At 68.8% G+C, this 16774-nt stretch carries 18 protein-coding genes and 1 riboswitch; of the genes, 13 read left to right on the top strand and 5 right to left on the bottom strand.

Going from position 1 to position 16774, the window contains the following annotated elements; all coding sequences use genetic code 11:
• Positions 1-70: 70 nt before the first annotated feature.
• The gene (locus MOM01_RS18635; protein WP_241386930.1) at positions 71-1039 is read right to left on the bottom strand and encodes an AraC family transcriptional regulator; all 969 of its coding nucleotides are present in this window, start codon (positions 1037-1039) and stop codon (positions 71-73) included.
• A gap of 154 nt (positions 1040-1193) precedes the next feature.
• On the opposite strand from MOM01_RS18635, the gene MOM01_RS18630 reads away from it, so the two are divergent.
• Together MOM01_RS18630 and MOM01_RS18625 are read left to right on the top strand one after the other, a co-directional pair.
• The gene (locus tag MOM01_RS18630) at positions 1194-1841 is read left to right on the top strand and encodes an NAD(P)-dependent oxidoreductase (protein WP_241386929.1); all 648 of its coding nucleotides are present in this window, start codon (positions 1194-1196) and stop codon (positions 1839-1841) included.
• An 86-nt stretch (positions 1842-1927) separates the two neighbouring features.
• Positions 1928-2341: a VOC family protein gene (locus MOM01_RS18625; RefSeq protein ID WP_241386928.1), complete on the top strand. Its 414-nt coding sequence runs from the start codon at positions 1928-1930 to the stop codon at positions 2339-2341.
• 22 nt (positions 2342-2363) lie between these two features.
• Here MOM01_RS18625 and MOM01_RS18620 read toward each other — a convergent pair whose 3' ends face one another.
• Both MOM01_RS18620 and MOM01_RS18615 read right to left on the bottom strand, forming a co-directional pair.
• Complete coding sequence (locus MOM01_RS18620) at positions 2364-2759, bottom strand: MmcQ/YjbR family DNA-binding protein (protein WP_241386927.1); 396 nt, start codon at positions 2757-2759, stop codon at positions 2364-2366.
• Positions 2760-2805: 46 nt separating this feature from the next.
• Entirely contained in the window at positions 2806-3828 is a 1023-nt protein-coding gene (locus tag MOM01_RS18615) for a phosphotransferase family protein (protein WP_241386926.1), read from the bottom strand.
• A 198-nt stretch (positions 3829-4026) separates the two neighbouring features.
• Here MOM01_RS18615 and MOM01_RS18610 point away from each other — a divergent pair, with 198 nt between their 5' ends.
• The 11 genes from MOM01_RS18610 (at position 4027) to gcvP (ending at position 13780) form a co-directional block, all read left to right on the top strand.
• Entirely contained in the window at positions 4027-4644 is a 618-nt protein-coding gene (locus MOM01_RS18610; RefSeq protein WP_241386925.1) for an NUDIX hydrolase, read from the top strand.
• A gap of 99 nt (positions 4645-4743) precedes the next feature.
• Positions 4744-5346 carry a CDP-alcohol phosphatidyltransferase family protein gene (locus MOM01_RS18605; RefSeq protein WP_241386924.1) on the top strand — a complete coding sequence of 201 codons (603 nt, stop codon included), beginning with the start codon at positions 4744-4746 and terminating at the stop codon, positions 5344-5346.
• Positions 5347-5350: 4 nt separating this feature from the next.
• Complete coding sequence (locus MOM01_RS18600; protein ID WP_241386923.1) at positions 5351-6214, top strand: DUF881 domain-containing protein; 864 nt, start codon at positions 5351-5353, stop codon at positions 6212-6214.
• Entirely contained in the window at positions 6211-6570 is a 360-nt protein-coding gene (locus tag MOM01_RS18595) for a small basic family protein (RefSeq protein ID WP_241386922.1), read from the top strand. Before MOM01_RS18600 ends, MOM01_RS18595 begins: the two co-directional genes overlap by 4 nt.
• A 3-nt stretch (positions 6571-6573) precedes the next feature.
• The gene (locus MOM01_RS18590) at positions 6574-7338 is read left to right on the top strand and encodes a DUF881 domain-containing protein (RefSeq protein ID WP_241386921.1); all 765 of its coding nucleotides are present in this window, start codon (positions 6574-6576) and stop codon (positions 7336-7338) included.
• A 42-nt stretch (positions 7339-7380) separates the two neighbouring features.
• The gene (gcvH, locus tag MOM01_RS18585; protein ID WP_241386920.1) at positions 7381-7800 is read left to right on the top strand and encodes a glycine cleavage system protein GcvH; all 420 of its coding nucleotides are present in this window, start codon (positions 7381-7383) and stop codon (positions 7798-7800) included.
• Between the two features lie 139 nt (positions 7801-7939).
• Complete coding sequence (garA, locus tag MOM01_RS18580) at positions 7940-8401, top strand: glycogen accumulation regulator GarA (RefSeq protein ID WP_241386919.1); 462 nt, start codon at positions 7940-7942, stop codon at positions 8399-8401.
• Positions 8401-9138 (top strand): transcriptional regulator FtsR, encoded by a 738-nt coding sequence (ftsR, locus tag MOM01_RS18575; protein ID WP_241386918.1) that lies wholly within the window; start codon positions 8401-8403, stop codon positions 9136-9138. Before garA ends, ftsR begins: the two co-directional genes overlap by 1 nt.
• A 115-nt stretch (positions 9139-9253) precedes the next feature.
• Positions 9254-9727 carry a bifunctional nuclease family protein gene (locus tag MOM01_RS18570; protein WP_241386917.1) on the top strand — a complete coding sequence of 158 codons (474 nt, stop codon included), beginning with the start codon at positions 9254-9256 and terminating at the stop codon, positions 9725-9727.
• A 240-nt stretch (positions 9728-9967) separates the two neighbouring features.
• Positions 9968-10594, top strand: coding sequence for a MerR family transcriptional regulator (locus tag MOM01_RS18565; RefSeq protein ID WP_374112329.1), 627 nt, complete (start codon positions 9968-9970; stop codon positions 10592-10594).
• A gap of 71 nt (positions 10595-10665) precedes the next feature.
• Positions 10666-10760, top strand: a riboswitch (glycine riboswitch).
• A gap of 164 nt (positions 10761-10924) precedes the next feature.
• The gene (gene gcvP / locus MOM01_RS18560) at positions 10925-13780 is read left to right on the top strand and encodes an aminomethyl-transferring glycine dehydrogenase (protein WP_241386916.1); all 2856 of its coding nucleotides are present in this window, start codon (positions 10925-10927) and stop codon (positions 13778-13780) included.
• A 131-nt stretch (positions 13781-13911) separates the two neighbouring features.
• On the opposite strand, the gene MOM01_RS18555 is transcribed toward gcvP, so the two are convergent.
• Positions 13912-15072, bottom strand: a complete 1161-nt coding sequence (locus MOM01_RS18555) for a metallophosphoesterase (RefSeq protein ID WP_241386915.1) — start codon at positions 15070-15072, stop codon at positions 13912-13914.
• A 2-nt stretch (positions 15073-15074) separates the two neighbouring features.
• The gene (locus MOM01_RS18550) at positions 15075-16754 is read right to left on the bottom strand and encodes a substrate-binding domain-containing protein (protein ID WP_241386914.1); all 1680 of its coding nucleotides are present in this window, start codon (positions 16752-16754) and stop codon (positions 15075-15077) included.
• Positions 16755-16774: the final 20 nt, after the last annotated feature.

The raw sequence follows: 16774 nt of genomic DNA, 5'->3' as shown, positions 1-16774 counted from the left end.
GTTCCCCCGAGTGCCGAGAGAGCACGATGTTCTTCCTGGGTGGATCGGTGGACAGGCCGGGCAGGAGCGCTCACCGGAGCCGTCGTACGGACCCAGGAGTCGAGCCCGTCGTCCGTTTGAACGCTCGGGCGAACGCCGCCTCGGAGTCGTAACCCGACCGCGCGGCGACCTCCGCCACCGTCGCACCTGCGCGCAGCGCCTCGACCGCGGTTTCCATCCGCCAGCGCGTCACATACTGCATCGCGGATTCCCCCACCAGGGCAGTGAAGCGCGTCGCGAACGCCGACCGGGACATCGAGGACTCCCGGGCCAGCGAGCTCAGTGTCCACGGCCGTTCCGGTGCGCGATGCACTGCAGCCAGGGCGCGACCGATGTGCGGATCACGAAGCGCAGGTACCCATCCGCTCCGCGGCACGGCCTCCGACTCCACCCACTCCCGGATCGCCAGGATCACCAGAGTGTCCGCCAGGCGCGTGAGAACCGCTTCGCCTCCCGGTCGGACACGCGCGGCCTCGTCGGCGATGATGTCGAGTACCCGGCGCGCGGCCCACCCGCGGGAGCTGCCGACATCGCCGAAGTGCACCACCGGAGGTAACGCGTTCATCAAGCGGCGTGCCGTCGGATGCCCGAACTCGACCACACCGCACACGAGCACGGTGCGCTCACCCCCACCGCCGTGTCGCAACACCGAGTAGTGCTCGCCGATCATCTCCTGGGGCAGCAGGTCCACGCGCTCGGCCCGCAGGGGTGCGGGTTCGCTGCGGATCACGTGGCCGGCGCCGTGCGGCACCACCGCGAGATCGCCCGGGCCGAGGCGCACCGGACCGGTCCCCGGGTCCGGCCCCTCGAGCACGCCCTCACCCGACGTCACGACGTGGAAGCTCGCGCAGTCCTCGAAGGCGGGCATCTCGAGTGCCCAGGGCGCGCTCACCTCCGAGCGGCAGTAGAACACCCCGCGCATCCGCAGCAGGTGCAGAACTTCCCCGAGGGGATCTCCCGGTGTCCACGGATAGCGCGTCGCGTGGTCCGTCTCCGTCACGCTCCCCACGATCGGGGTTCGCTGCCCGTTCGTCCAGTCGTTCCGGACGAACGGGCAGAAAACCCGGATATGCGGGCATGGAACGTCCTGCGCAGGCTTCATAGCGTGGACTCGCAGCCGAAATCCGGTCGCAGCCGAGGAATGTGAGGACATCATGAAGGTACTGGTGGTCGGAGCGAGCGGAGGGTCGGGCCGCGCGGCGGTCGCGGCGCTGCTCGAACGCGGACACGACGTCGCCGCACTCGTTCGCAATCCTGATTCCGCGGGGACGTTGCCCGCCGAGGTCACGATCGTGACCGGCGATGCCGTCCGCCTCGCCGACGTCGAACGCGCCGTGCAGGGTCGCGATGCCGTCGTGGTGACGCTCGGTATCCGGGAGAACCCCGTCCGGGTCCGTCTACGCGGGCCTGCCCACACGCCTCTCGACGTGCGCTCTCGCGGGACGCGCACCGTGATGGAGGCGATGCGGCGCCACGGCGTGCAACGGCTGATCGTCCAGACGTCCTACGGCACGGGCCCGACTCGCGACAGGCTCCCGTTCCGCTACCGCATGATGTTCCGGGGATTGCTCGGTCCCCAGATCGTCGACACCGAACAGCAGGACGGACTCGTCCGGTCGAGCGAACTCGACTGGACCATCGTGCAACCGGTGAACCTCACCGACGACGGGGACGATCGGTCCGGCGTCCTCTCGGACGGGGACGTCGCGAAGTGGTCCGTCTCCCGCGGCGCGGTCGGTCGCGTCCTCGCCGATCTCGTCGACCGTCCCGGATGCGTCGGCGCCACGGTCGCCGTCTCCTGACGATCGCGATGAGAAATCCGGCGGCGCACGGTCCGTATCGGTGAGGGGCAACGACCGCGCCCACGACACCGGGGAGAAGGACGACGATGACCACTCGATTCAATCCGTATCTCGCCTTCCGTGATTCCGCACGCGAGGCGATGGAGTTCTACCGGACCGTTTTCGGAGGCGAACTGGCGGTGACCACCTTCGCCGAGATGAACGTCGCCGAGGACCCCAGCGAGAAGGACAAGGTGATGCACTCGATGCTGACCGCGGATCCCGGCTTCGTGCTGATGGCCTCGGACACCCCCAACAGCATGGACTACACACCCGGCACGAATTTCTCGCTGTCCCTCAGCGGAGACGACGAGGCCGTGCTGCGCGGCTATTGGGAGGCGTTGAGCAAGGGCGGTCGCGTCGACATGCCGCTCGAACGTGCCCCGTGGGGCGATCTGTTCGGGATGTGTGCCGACCGGTTCGGAGTCTCCTGGATGGTGAGCATCGGCGAACAGGGGTGAAGGCCGGGGCGCTCGACGACCGTCAGCTGTGGCGGTCGTCGAGTTCGCGTACCAGCCGGGCCGGGGCGGTCATCCGGAAGGACATGTCGAGCAGTTCGGACACCTCGTCCCAGTCGACCTGCGGGCGAGCGAGGTCGTATCCGACCCAGCCGGACGGCCCGAAATACATCGGCAGGTAGGTGTGGCGCTCTTCGAGCAGCGCGCGGCGTTCCTCCTCGTCGGGTTTGACGATCAAGGAACGGGGAAACGGTGCGCGGGTGTCTTTCTCGGAGCCCCCGTACACCGCGAAGGCCGTCCTGGTGGAGAAGAACGGACGACCGTGTGAGATCTTCTCGGTGGTGCCGGGTAAGGCCAGCGCGAGATCACGGACCCGGGCCAGCAGCGGATCGGTTTCGTCGAACATCACCGGATGCGGCATGCGCGCAGCGTACCGAGCGCCTACGACAGCGGTCCCGCGATCGCCGTCATCGATCGTTCAGTGCGGCGATGCCGTCGCGGAGCAGTGGTTCGACTCCGCGGCCGAGCTCCTCGAATCCTTCTCCGACGGTCTTGCCCTGCCGGAAACGGAAGTAGATGCCCTCGAGGATCACCGCGAGTTTGTAGTAGGCGAGGGCGAGATGGAATCCCATCTCGGACACGTCCCGTCCGCCGGCCGCTTCGTATCGGGCGAGCAGTTCGTCGTCGCCGAGAAAACCCGGCGCGCGCGACACCGTGGACACGGGGAACTCCGTGCTCTCCCGGGCGAGCCGCTGGTAGACCAGCAGTAATGCCACATCTGTGAGGGGATCGCCCAGGGTGGCCATCTCCCAGTCCAGTACGGCCGCGACCTTGTCGTCCTCGTCGACGAGCACGTTGTCGAGACGGTAGTCGCCGTGCACGATGCCGACCTCGCCGTCGCCGGGCAGATTGTCGACGAGCAGCCGGTGCAGTTCGCCGGCGCCGGCAAGCTCCCGGCTGTGCGACTTCTCGAGTTGTGTGGTCCAGCGCCGGACCTGCCGCTCGAGAAAGCCACCGGGGCGGCCGAAGTCGGCCAGGCCGACCGCGGTGGGGTCGACGGAGTGCAGCGCGGCGAGGGTATCGATCATCCGTTCGGAGATGATCCGGGTGCGTGCGGGGCCTAGTGGTTCGAGTTCCTCGGCGGTGCGGTAGGGCATTCCCGCCACGAGATCCATGAGATAGAACGGTGCGCCGAGAACCGAGTCGTCCTCGCACAACAGGTAGGTGCGGGGGACCGGTACCGCAGTGCCGGCGAGCGCCGAGATGACGCGGTATTCGCGCGCCATGTCGTGGGCGGTCGCCAGGACGTGTCCGAGCGGGGGGCGGCGGAGCACCACTCGCCGCTCGCCGTCGGTCACCTCGTAGGTGAGGTTCGATCGTCCACCGCTGATCAGGCGCGCACGGAGCGGACCGGCGAACAGGTCGGGGGCGCTGCGCCGCACGTGGGCGTCGAGCGCGTCGAGGTCGAGACCGGCGGGCACATCGTTCATCGAGGTCCTTTCGTCGGTCCCCACTATGACGGCGAGTGGCCTTCCGCGTCCGGGGAACTCCCACCCGCCTGCAGAAAATCCGGATGGTACGGAATGGATAGAATTACAGAATTTCTCCCTCTGGGAATGTCATCGTCCCCGAAACCCGCCACGATGCGCCTTCCGGGCCCTGCAGAACCGACGAACTACTGTCGACCCATGCCCGCACCGCACCCTCTCGACCGCGACAACCTCCTCGCTGCACTCGACGCATTCGACTCGCGCCGACTGCCGCTCGACGGTCGACGGCACGCGGCGGTCGTCGTGGCGGTCCTCGACGACGGGGCCGGCAATCCCGTGATGCCCCTCACGCGGCGTCCGACCCGCCTGCGGGCGCACCCCGGCCAGTTCGCTCTTCCCGGTGGCCGGCTCGACGAGGGGGAGACCCCCGAGCGCGCCGCCCTGCGCGAACTCCACGAGGAGCTCGGGCTCGACCTCGGCGCCGACGCCGTCCTCGGCCGGCTCGACGACTACGTCACCCGATCCGGCTACGTGATGTCGCCCTTCGTCGTGTGGTCGGACACCGCGGTGACCGACCTGAAACCCAGTCCCGACGAGGTGGACGTGCTCTTCTCGGTCACGGCCGACGAACTCGACGCCGAACCCCGATTCGTCACGATTCCCGAATCCGACAAGCCCGTCATCCAGTGGCCCTTCCGGGGACATCTCGTCCACGCGCCCACCGCCGCGGTGATCTACCAGTTCCGGGAAGTGGTCCTCCACCGGCGGCCCACCCGGATCGACGACCTCGAACAGCCGGTCTTCGCCTGGCGCTGACACCCCCGGATCGACGGAATCGGGATTGTGCAAGGCTGGAACCACGCGCCCGGGAGGGGATCGGCGACCACACCACGACAGGCGAGGAGCGGCAACACCATGACCGATGCGACCGGAACCGCGGAGGACCGCGGAGCGGACCGTATCCTCACCGTGCCGAACGCGCTCAGCTTCCTCCGGTTGCTCGGCGTGCCGCTCTTCCTCTATCTCGTACTCGTCGTCCACGCCGACCTGTGGGCACTGATCCTGCTGGCCGTGAGCAGCGCTACCGACTGGGCGGACGGCAAACTGGCCCGGCTGCTCGACCAGACCTCCAGGCTCGGCGCGCTCCTCGATCCGTTCGTCGACCGCCTCTACGTGGTCACCACACTCGTCGCGCTGGTCGTACGGGACATCCTCCCGTGGTGGATCGCGGCGATCCTCGTCGGCCGCGAGCTGATCCTGGCGCCGACACTCGCGGTCTACCGGCGGCGGGCCCTGCCGCCCCCGGAAGTGCTCTATCTCGGCAAGGGCGCCACCTTCCTGTTGATGTGTGCCCTGCCGTTGCTGCTCGGCGCCGTCGCGGTGCCTGCCTCGGAACCGGTCACGGCTCCGCTCGGCTGGGCCGCGCTGATCTGGGGAACGGTGCTGTACGTATGGACCGCCCTTCTGTACCTCGCGCAGGCCGTTGCGACGGCACGGGTCGTGCCGGCCGGGAGGTGAGCCGATGACCCGCGCGTGGGAACGCATCCGGCGCAACCCGGTGCCCTCGCTTCTGAAGTCACTCCTCGAGGACCACCTCGATCCCGGTTACGCGGCCGCCGCCGCGGACAGGGCCGCCGGGCGGACCCGAACCACCGCGCGGGCGTCGCGCGTATGGCTCGGCGTCGGCGTCCTGCTCGCCGGACTGGTGATCGGCGTCGCCTACGAGCAGAACTCCGATCTGCAGCCCGGCAACGACCAGGCCCGAACCGAGATCCTCGACTCCCTCCGGTCCGGCGAGGAACGCATCACCGCGCTCACCGCGCAACGCGACGAACTCGGTGCCGCGATCGACGAGCGACGCGCCGCGCTGTTCGCCGACGGGGGCGACGGTGCGACCGTCCTCGACGAACTCGGCGAAGCCGAAGCCGCCGCGGCGGCGACACCGGTACGGGGGCCGGGAATGACGGTCACGCTCACCGAACCCGCAGCGCGCCCGAATCTGTCCGACGCCTCGCAGCACGAGGACGCACCCAGCGCTCTCGTCCTCGACCGCGACCTCCAGGCGGTGGTCAATGCCCTCTGGGCGGCCGGTGCGGAGGCGATCGAGGTGGGTGGAGTCCGGGTAGGGCCAGGGGTGACGATCCGCCAGGCCGGGGGAGCGATGCTCGTCGACAACCGGCCCGTATTCTCCCCCTACACGATCTCGGCGGTGGGATCCTCGTCCCGGCTGCAGACGTCCTTCGTCGTCAGCGACGCCTACCTGCGCGTCGCGGGCATACAGCAGCTCTACGGGGTGGGATTCTCTCTCACCGCGGAGGACGACCTCGAGCTTCCGGCCGCGACGGTCCGGAAGCTCGGAAACAGCGGAGAAACGGGGTACAGGTGAAGCGGCTCGAACACGGTCACGCGCTCTACGCGGTGCTGGCGCTGGCGATCGGGATCGGCGCCGGGATCGTGTTCAGCCCCCAGGTGCCGGACTTCGTGCAGCCTTATCTCCCCATCGCGGTCGTCGCCGCTCTCGACACGGTCTTCGGTGGGTTGCGCGCCTATCTCGACGACATCTTCGACGCGAAGGTGTTCGTCGTGTCGTTCGTCTTCAACGTCCTCGTCGCCGCACTGATCGTGTGGCTCGGCGATCAGCTGGGGGTGGGCACCCAGCTCTCGACCGCCGTCATCGTCGTGCTCGGGATCCGGATCTTCGGCAACGCCGCCGCGCTGCGTCGTCGCCTGTTCGGAGCGTGAACGGTGAACGACCCCCGGCCCCCTGACGACCGCGTCGCCGACGGCGAGACGCCCGACGTCCCTCCGGCTGCGCGTTCCCCCCGATCGAAGCCCGTCTTCCTCGCGCTCGCCGGCGTGCTGATCGTCCTGCTCGGCGCCGGCATCGCCACCCAGGTCCGCACCACCGACACCGGCGACGCGCTCGATTCGGCGCGCCCGGCAGACCTGCTCGTGCTGCTCGACAACCTCAACCGGCGGGAAGCGGCCCTGCGTCAGGAGATCACCGAACTCGAGCGCAGTCTCTCGAGTCTCGAACAGGAAGGCTCGGAAGCCGCTCTCGAGGAAGCCCGGTCGCAGCTGTACACGCTGTCGGTGCAACTCGGCACCGAACCTGCCACGGGCCCCGGGGTGGTCCTCACCGTCGATGACCCACGGGAGGGTGTCGGATCGGAGATACTGCTCGACATGATCCAGGAACTGCGCGCGGCGGGCGCCGACACGATGCAGATCGCCGGAGCGAACGGCGAGACCGTCCGGATCGGAGTGGATTCGTGGGTCACCGGTTCCGGCGGCGACGTCACGGTGGACGACCGGCGGCTCGACGCCCCGTACACCGTCACGGCCATCGGGGACGGACCCACGCTCGCCGCGGCGCTCAACATTCCCGGCGGGGTGGTCGACACGGTCGCCCGCGCGGGCGGATCATTGTCCGTACAGCAGTTTCCGCAGGTGGATGTGTCCGCCTTGCGGGAGATCGAGCCACGCCAATACTCTCGGCCCGGAAACTGAATCCGACGTTCCGGTCGAACGTCGTCTCCGAAAGGACAAGTCTTGACCGATTTCGCGACACCGGAGGACCTGCGCTACACCGCGGAGCACGAATGGGTGCGCAGGACCGGCACGACGACGGTGCGCATCGGCATCACCGACTACGCACAGTCCCAACTCGGCGACGTGGTCTTCGTCCAGCTGCCCGAGGCCGGAGCCGGGATCACCGCCGGTGAGTCCTTCGGTGAGGTCGAGTCGACCAAGAGCGTGTCGGACGTGTTCGCGCCGCTCACCGGTGAGGTGCGCGCCGTCAACACGGATCTCGAGTCGAATCCCGATCTGGTCAACACCGGTCCGTACGAGGACGGCTGGCTCGTCGAGGTGGAGGTCGGCAGCGAGAGCGAGCTCGACGACGCCCTCGCGCAGACCATGGATGCGGAGGGTTACCGCGGGATCACGGAAGGTGACGGGACCGACAGGTAACGTGATCGCGACTGTCTGCGTCAGTTGCCCCCGCGCGGGGTACGGTCGGATACGGCGTGTGCCGTATCGGACCTGAGCGGGCGAACGAATCAGCGAGCGCCCGGAATCACCCGGGTGGTCGAAGGGATAAGGAGAAACGGTGAGCGAGAACGGCAACGCGGGCTACGAGGAGACTCCTGCAGAGACCACTTCGGTATTTCGCGCCGACTTCCTGAACGAAGTGGAAGGTGCAGGCTCGGCCACCACCGAAGCGCCCGTCTCGGGTGTCGAGGGCCTGCCCGCCGGGTCGGCGCTGCTGGTGGTCAAGCGTGGACCCAATGCGGGATCGCGCTTCCTGCTCGATCAGCCGACCACCTCGGCCGGTCGGCACCCCGACAGCGACATCTTCCTCGACGACGTGACGGTCAGCCGTCGCCACGCCGAGTTCCGTCAGGACGAGGGCGAGTTCCAGGTGGTCGATGTGGGAAGCCTCAACGGCACCTATGTCAATCGTGAGCCGGTCGACTCGGCCGTGCTCGCCAACGGCGACGAGGTGCAGATCGGCAAGTTCCGGCTGGTCTTCCTGACCGGTCCGCGAGGCTCGCAGGGCGCTGATAGCTGATGACCGCGGCCCGTCAGCCGGCGCCGGCCGGAATGTCGATCGGGTCGGTGCTCGACCGTCTGCGTCCCGAGTTCCCGGACGTGACGATCTCGAAGATCCGCTTCCTCGAAGCCGAGGGATTGATCAGCCCGGAACGCACGCCGTCGGGTTATCGACGTTTCTCCGTCGCCGACTGCGAGCGTCTGCGGTACGTACTGACCGCCCAGCGCGACCAGTACCTTCCGCTCAAGGTGATCAAGGAACAGCTCGAGGCGATCGACCGGGGTGCCGCCACGGTGGGCTCGGTCGAGACCCGGATCTCCCGGCCGCGCCCCCTGGCGGTCGCCCGCGGCGAGGTCTCCCCGGAGGATCTGCGCAGCGACCGCGAGATCCGGGTGAGCCGTGAGGATCTGTGCAGCCGGGCCGGAATCGACGCGGCCTTCCTCACGGAGCTGGTCGGCGCCGGGCTTCTCACGCCCGGCCCGGCGGGCTTCTTCGACGAGGACGCGGTGCTGCTCGCCCGCACGGCCAAGGCGATGGCGGAGTTCGGTCTCGAGGTTCGGCATCTGCGGGCGTTCAAGCTCGCCGCCGACCGCGAGGCCTCACTCGTCGCCCAGATCGCCGGTCCGATCGCGAAGGGACGCGATGCGGGCGCGCGGCAACGGGCCGAGGAAATGGTGCGCGAGCTGGCGGCGTTGTCGTTGACCTTGCACACCTGTTTGGTGAAAGCGGCGGTGCAGGGAGCACTCGACCGCTGACGGAAGCCGGCCGGTGACGGACGGCACCTGACGGATGCGCTGGAGGACACTAGAATTCCAGGCAGTACCTGTCGGGTGGTGCACCACGGACGAGCAGCAGGACGGAGGCATCGCGATGAGCGAGATGCGGATAGTAGGGATTCGTATCGAGCAGCCGCAGAACCAGCCTGTCCTGCTGCTGCGTGAGGCCGACGGGGATCGCTACCTGCCGATCTGGATCGGTCAGAACGAAGCGACCGCGATCGCCCTCGAACAGCAGGGGATCGAGCCGGCGAGGCCGCTCACCCACGATCTGATCAAGAACCTTCTCGAGGCGTTCGGTCATGCGCTGCGCGAAGTGCGCATCGTCGACCTGCGGGAGGGAACCTTCTATGCCGATCTGGTGTTCGACGGGGGGATGCGCGTGTCGTGCCGTCCGTCCGACGGGGTGGCTGTAGCCTTGCGCATCGGCGCGCCGGTCTTCGTCGAGGAACCGGTGCTCACCGAGGCGGGACTTGTCATGCCGGACGAACGAGAAGACGAGGTCGAGAAGTTCAAGGAGTTCCTCGATTCCGTATCGCCCGACGATTTCAAGGCGACGGACGGCTGAACACCGTCCGGTCCGTACGGCGACGAGCGTTGGACGCGCGCGTAGGCCGTAGCGGGAGTAGTGTCGAACGTTGCCCTTCCGGTCGGCGTGTTGCAGCCCAGCGCCCAGCACCGGAGCGTACGCTGAGTTGATCCGCAAGGGATGACTCGGTGAGCCTGGGAGCGCTCGATGATCGGATGTGGTGGGGTCCGCCCATCGATCGTTGCGAGGCAGAACTGGGCGCGCGAGAGGGAGTCAGTAGTGCGAGATCGGACGAAGGGACAGCCAGACGGCGTCGATTCCGGCGATCGCTCGAATTCGTCGCCGCGGACGACCGAGACCGACGAGATCCAGCCGGGTCTGTTTCCGGACAACTCGGTGCCGGACGAACTCGTCGGCTACCGCGTGCCCATCGCATGTCAGATCGCGGGGATCAGCTACCGGCAGCTCGACTACTGGGCGCGCACGAACCTGGTGGTCCCGTCGATTCGCAGCGCAGCCGGTTCCGGTAGCCAGCGCCTGTACTCGTTCAAGGACATCCTGGTCCTCAAGATCGTCAAGCGGCTGCTCGATACCGGTGTCTCGCTGCAGAACATCCGGGTCGCGGTCGACCACCTCCGCAGTCGCGGCGTGGGCGACCTCGCGAAGATCACTCTCTTCTCCGACGGCACGACCGTCTACGAGTGCACATCGCCCGAAGAGGTCGTCGATCTCCTCCAGGGCGGGCAGGGCGTCTTCGGCATCGCGGTGAGCGGAGCGATGCGTGAGCTCACCGGCAGTATCGCCGACTTCCCCGCGGAACGCGCCGACGGCGGTGGTGTCGAGGAACGCCCCGAGGACGAGCTCGCGTCCCGCCGCCGTGAACGCATCAATCGCCGAATCGGCTGAATTTCGCTCCCGGTTCCTGCGCAACCGAGGTACGTACATCACAGCGACGTGATCTAGACTCGGTATCGCGTCGCCATCACGCGGGAGAGTTCCGGTCACCGAGCCGGGCGCCGAAGGAGCAGCACCTCCCCGTCAATCTCTCAGGCACCAGGACCGCGTGAGCTCCGACGTCTCTGGAAAGCGGTGGGAGTACCCGCCCGCCCACGGGGAAAGGCTCTGGCCGGCCGAATCTCTCAGGCGCTCGCCTCGCGAGCTCACGACAGAGGGGGAGGAACCCCACCGTGCGACCGCGCACGGAGGTGGACCTCGCCGACCAGCCCGGGAGCTGCGATGACAGATGCCCTCACCTCGAATTTCGCCGACCGTCACATCGGCCCCGACCGGACCGGCCTGAGCCGGATCCTCGATGTCGTCGGGGTCGATTCGCTCGATGCTCTCGCCTCGGCCGCAGTGCCCGCCTCCATCCTCGACGAGCGCACCGGAGAGTGTCCGACCGGACTCGACGTGCTCGACCCCCCGCGATCCGAGCACGAGGTGCTCGCTGAACTGAAGGCCCTGGCCTCCGAGAACACGGTCGCGACGTCGATGATCGGCCACGGCTACTACGACACGCTCACGCCCCCCGTGCTGTTGCGCAACATCATCGAGAATCCCGCCTGGTACACCGCTTATACGCCGTACCAGCCGGAGATCAGCCAGGGGCGTCTCGAAGCGCTGCTGAACTTCCAGACCATGATCGCCGACCTGACCGGGATGGAGATCGCCAACTCGTCGATGCTCGACGAGGCCACGGCCGCCGCCGAGGCCATGACCCTGCTGCGGCGCGCGAACCGCTCCTGCACGAGCCCGCGGCTCGCCGTCGACGTCGACCTGTTCGAGCAGACCGCAGCGGTGCTGGCCACCCGCGCCGAACCGCTCGGCATCGAGATCGTCACCGCCGATCTGGCCGCGGACGGACTGCCCGACGGCGAGTTCTTCGGGGTGATCTTCCAGGTCCCGGGAGCGTCCGGCCGGATCGTCGATGCGGCGCCGATCATCGCGGCCGCCCACGAACGGGGTGCGCTCGTGGCCGTCGGCGCCGATCTGCTGGCGATGACCCTCCTCACCCCGCCCGGCGAACAGGGAGCCGACGCCTGCTTCGGCACCACTCAGCGTTTCGGTGTGCCGATGGGCTTCGGCGGTCCGCACGCCGGTTACCTCGCGGTCGGCACCGCCCACACCCGGACCCTTCCCGGGCGTCTGGTGGGCGTGTCGGTGGACGCGGACGGCAACCCGGCCTACCGCCTCGCGCTGCAGACCCGCGAACAGCACATCCGCCGGGAGAAGGCGACGAGCAACATCTGCACAGCGCAGGTGCTGCTCGCGGTCCTCGCCGCGATGTACGCCTCGTATCACGGCGCCGAGGGCCTGACGGCGATCGCCCGGCGGGTCGCCGGGCACGCGCAGCGACTCGCCGCGGGTCTGCGCAGCGCGGGCGTACAGGTGGTCCACGACGAGTTCTTCGACACCGTCGTCGCCCGTGTCCCCGGCCGCGCCGACGACGTTCTCGCCGCCGCGCGGCAGGCCGGTATCGACCTGTATCGGGTCGACGCCGACCACGTGTCGATCTCGTGCGACGAGGTCACGACCGTCGCGCACATCGACGCGGTGCTGGGAGCTTTCGGTGCCGAACAGGGCGGACGGTTCGAGGACACGACGGCGCTTCCGCAGGCGCTGACCCGCACGAGTGAGTTCCTGCAGCACGAGGCGTTCACCCGCTACCGCACCGAGACCGCGATGATGCGGTATCTGCGTCGTCTTTCCGACAAGGACCTCGCGCTGGACCGGACGATGATCCCTCTCGGTTCGTGCACCATGAAGCTCAATGCCGCGGTGGAGATGGAGGCCATCACCTGGCCGGAGTTCGCGGGGCTGCATCCTTTCGCACCGGCGGACCGTACGGCCGGGATCCGGCGTCTCATCGCGGATCTGGAGGGCTGGCTCGCCGCGGTGACCGGTTACGACGCGGTGAGCCTGCAGCCCAATGCCGGCAGCCAGGGGGAGTACGCCGGACTGCTGGCCATCCGTCACTACCATCTCGACCGCGGCGACACCGAGCGGGACATCTGTCTGATCCCGTCGAGCGCACACGGCACCAATGCCGCGTCCGCCGTGATGGCGGGAATGCGCGTCGAGGTGGTTGCGTGCCGAGCGAACGGAGACGTCGATCTCGACGATCTGCGCGCCAAGATCGCCGATCACGGTGCGCGTCTGGCCGCGATCATGATCACCTACCCGTCGACGCACGGCGTCTACGAAGACGACATCGCCGAGATCTGCGGTGCCGTGCACGATGCCGGTGGCCAGGTGTACATCGACGGCGCCAATCTGAACGCTCTCGTGGGGCTGGCGCGACCGGGCAAGTTCGGCGGCGATGTGAGCCACCTCAATCTGCACAAGACGTTCTGTATCCCGCACGGCGGCGGTGGTCCGGGTGTCGGACCGATCGGTGTCCGGTCGCATCTGGCGCCGTACCTGCCGGGCCATCCGGCCGAGCCGGGCCTCGGGGGAGCCGGGCCGGTCTCGGCCGCGCCTTTCGGATCGGCGTCGATCCTGCCGATCACCTGGGCGTACATCAGGCTGATGGGTGCCGAGGGACTGCGGCGTGCGTCGTTGACGGCGATCGCGTCGGCCAACTACATCGCCCGTCGTCTCGACGAGTACTTCCCGGTGCTGTTCACCGGGGAGAACGGCATGGTCGCGCACGAGTGCATCCTCGATCTGCGTCCGATCACGAAGGCGACCGGGGTGACCGTGGACGATGTCGCCAAGCGTCTGGCCGATTACGGCTTCCACGCGCCGACGATGAGTTTCCCGGTGGCCGGCACGCTCATGGTCGAGCCGACCGAGAGCGAGGATCTCGCCGAACTGGACGCGTTCATCGACGCGATGATCTCCATTCGGGGCGAGATCGATCGGGTCGGGGCAGGGGAGTGGCCCGTGGACGACAACCCGCTGCGTGGAGCTCCGCACACTGCGGAATGCCTGGTGGGGGAGTGGAACCATCCGTATTCGCGTGAGGTCGCCGTGTTCCCGATAGGGAAGGGGCGGGCCAAGGTGTGGCCGGCGGTGCGGCGGATCGACGGTGCGCACGGGGACCGGAATCTGGTGTGCTCGTGCCCGCCGCTGGCGGCCTACAGCAGCTGACAGGGGAAGGCCGGCGGGATACCCGCCGGCCCTCTTACCGATCTTTCTGAATCCGCACCATACGGAAACCGTGAAATTCTAGAATATTCGCCCGTCGAGCACACACCTCACGAATTACACCGAGAACGAGGTCAGTTCGCTGCGGTCAGTTCGAGGATCGAGATCTCGGGCGGTGTGCCCACTCGCACCGGCGGACCCCAGGCGCCGGTGCCTTGCGAGGTGTAGATCTGGGTGTCGCCGAACCGGTCGAGGCCGGTGACGGTGGGGTTGGCGAGGGAGACGAACGGCCGCAGCGGCCACATCTGACCACCGTGAGTGTGGCCGGACAGTTGCAGGTCCACGCCGAGTTCGCGGGCTTCGTCCAGATGGCGGGGCTGATGCGCGGCGAGGACGACAGGGATACCGTCCGCGATGCCGTCGAGGGCTGCCGGCAGGTCGGGATGGTGAGGTTCGGTGGCGGTGTAGTCGTGCACGCCGGCGAGCGCGAGCACGTCACCCTCGCGTTCGAGCAGGACGTGTTCGTTGCGCAGGGCGCGCACACCGAGCGTCTCCCAATGGTCGAGCCAGGACTCCGCGTCGTCGGAGTAGTACTCGTGATTGCCGCTGACCCCGTACACCCCGAGCGGGGCCTGCAACTGCCGGAGCGGTTCGAGGTCGGATCCGACGAGGGCGACGGTGCCGTCGGCGAGGTCGCCGCCGAGCACGACGAGATCGGGTTGCTGTTCGGCGACGAGATCGACGACGTGCTGCACGAAGTCGGCGCCGCGCGCGGGCCCGACATGCAGGTCGGTGATCAGGGCGACGCGGGTTCCCTCGAAACCGTCGGGAAGATCCTGCAGGGCGACGGGGACGGTGACGACGTGGGGCCGGTTCGCTTCGACCGTGCCGTAGCCGACGGCGCCGAGTGCCGCCACGACCAGCACGGCGGTCGCAATGCGCAGACCTCGTCGTGACGGTGCGGGGGCGGGGATGCCGCTGTCGGTGGTGCGGCGACGGACGCGGCGGGTCAGTCGTGCGATCAGCAGGCCCACCCCGATCAGCAGGAGGCCGAGTGCCAGATAGAGCACCACGGCGAGCCAGGCCCAGCCGAGATAACCGATGGGACGCGCCCAGGCGGGATCGAGCACCGTCCCCACCTCGGCGGCGCCGAGCGTGAGCAGGAGCATCCCGACGAGAGCGAGGTCGGCGGCGAGGGCGGCGCGGCGGGACAGTCCGGGGGCCCGGACGAGTCGTCGATGCAGCAGGTAGGTGACGAGGGCGAAGAAGACCCCCATGACGAGCAGTCGGACCACGGTCAGGAAGCCAGCTTTCGGAGGAGTTCGGAGAGTGCGGACGCGTCGGAGGGCTCGACAGGGGTGAAGGTGCCGCCGGTGAGGTCGGCGGCGCGGCGAAGGGCGGCCGGATCCGTGACGTCGTCGCCGAGGAGCACCACGTCGATCCGTACCGGGGTCTCAGGGGTGGACAGTTCGTCGATCGCGGCGAGCAGGTCGGCGGCGGCTGCTTCGTCGGGATCGTCGCTGTCGATCACGGCGAGTACGGAGTTGGGTCGTATCGGGTCGTAGTTGTCGACGGCGTCACGGTAGGCGGCGGTGAGGGTGGCGTAGACCGGTTCGTCCTCGGAGAGATCGATGTCGTCGAGGACGGTCGAGAGCGCCGTGCGCTTGGTGTCGGTGAGGCCGTCGCGGATGATCGCTACGCGGTGCCCGGCGGGGGTGTCGTCGTCGAAGACGTACATGCCCATCACGGAGTTGAGGGAGGCGCGCCGCATGGCTTCGCGCACGGCGTCGGCGGTCGCGCTCAGTCGGGTGCCGTCCCCGGCGGCGGTGCGCATGGAGGTGGAGGTGTCGACGACCATGGTGATCTTGCGGGGAGTGACGGGGGCGAGACGCAGCGCGGCGAGCACGTCGTCCACGGTGGGGTCGGCCGGGGCGAGGACGGTGTCGATGCGGGGCAGGGGCAGTTCGCCGGGGGGCTGCGGGTCGGTGGTGGCGGTGCGGAAACCGTGTGTGGCGAGGGCGGCGGCTTGTTCGGGGCGGCGGGCGTAGTCGGCGAATTCCGCGGCGGCGCGGGCGAGGGTCTCGTCGATCCAGGGGGCGTCGACGACGGCGGCGGGGAAGTCGGCGACGGGTGCGGGACCGATGGGGAGATGTCCGGTGAGCCCGCGGATCTGCCCGTCGGCCAGGGCGCGGAGCAGTTGTTGTTCGACGACGGGTACGGCGTGGACGGCGGCGTCGGTGGTCGGGCGGGCACCGAGCGCGGAGAGGGTGTCGCCGGTGGTGCCGACCGCTCCGAGGGTGTCGGCGCCGAGCGCGAGGGTGCTCACGGCGGTGATCGCGGCGGGGGTGGCTGCCCGTTCGAGGGTGATCGGTCCGATGCCGCTGTCGGTGACGGAGGCGGCGACCGCTTCGAGCGCGAGGGTGGTGGCGTGGGTGTCGGTGCCGGTGGGCAGTGCCAGTCCGAGGCTGCCCCAGATGTCGAGTCCGATTGCGCGCATGGCGGCGGGGTCGTTCTGGAGCCGGGGCAGGTCCTGCCAGCGGACGGTGGCGGTCGTGAGGGCACGGCCGAGGTCGGTGGGGACGGCGAGGACGATCGGGGAGGTGGCGAGGGAGCGGGGTGTGCCGTCGACGGCGTGCGGGGCACGGGCGCTCAGGCGGGTGTCGACGGGCACCCACAGTGCGGGTTCGGGGCCGAGGGCGGGATCCCACTGTCCGGCACCGAGTGCGTCGGCGGCGGCGAGGCTGTCGACGGCGGTGACGTCGGCGGTGACGCAGTGGTCGCGGATGACGCGGGGGCCCTCGCCGGTCCAGCCTTCGGTGAGTTCGGTCAGTGCCGGGGCGATGAGGGGGTCGGCGGCGATGTGCAGGACGGTGTCGCCTTCGACGCAGGTTTCGGCGGCGGCGGTGGCCTGGTCGTCGATGCGGTCGCGGATGCCGAACCAGCCGAGGACGGCAACGACGAGGAGTACTGCGCTCACGGTGAGCACGATGACGCTCG

Source organism: Rhodococcus sp. CH91, from assembly GCF_022554085.1.
In the GTDB taxonomy this organism is placed as follows: Bacteria; Actinomycetota; Actinomycetes; order Mycobacteriales; family Mycobacteriaceae; genus Rhodococcus.
The sequence above is the reverse complement of the archived record's forward strand: the minus strand, read 5'-3'. Positions and strand labels throughout refer to the sequence as shown.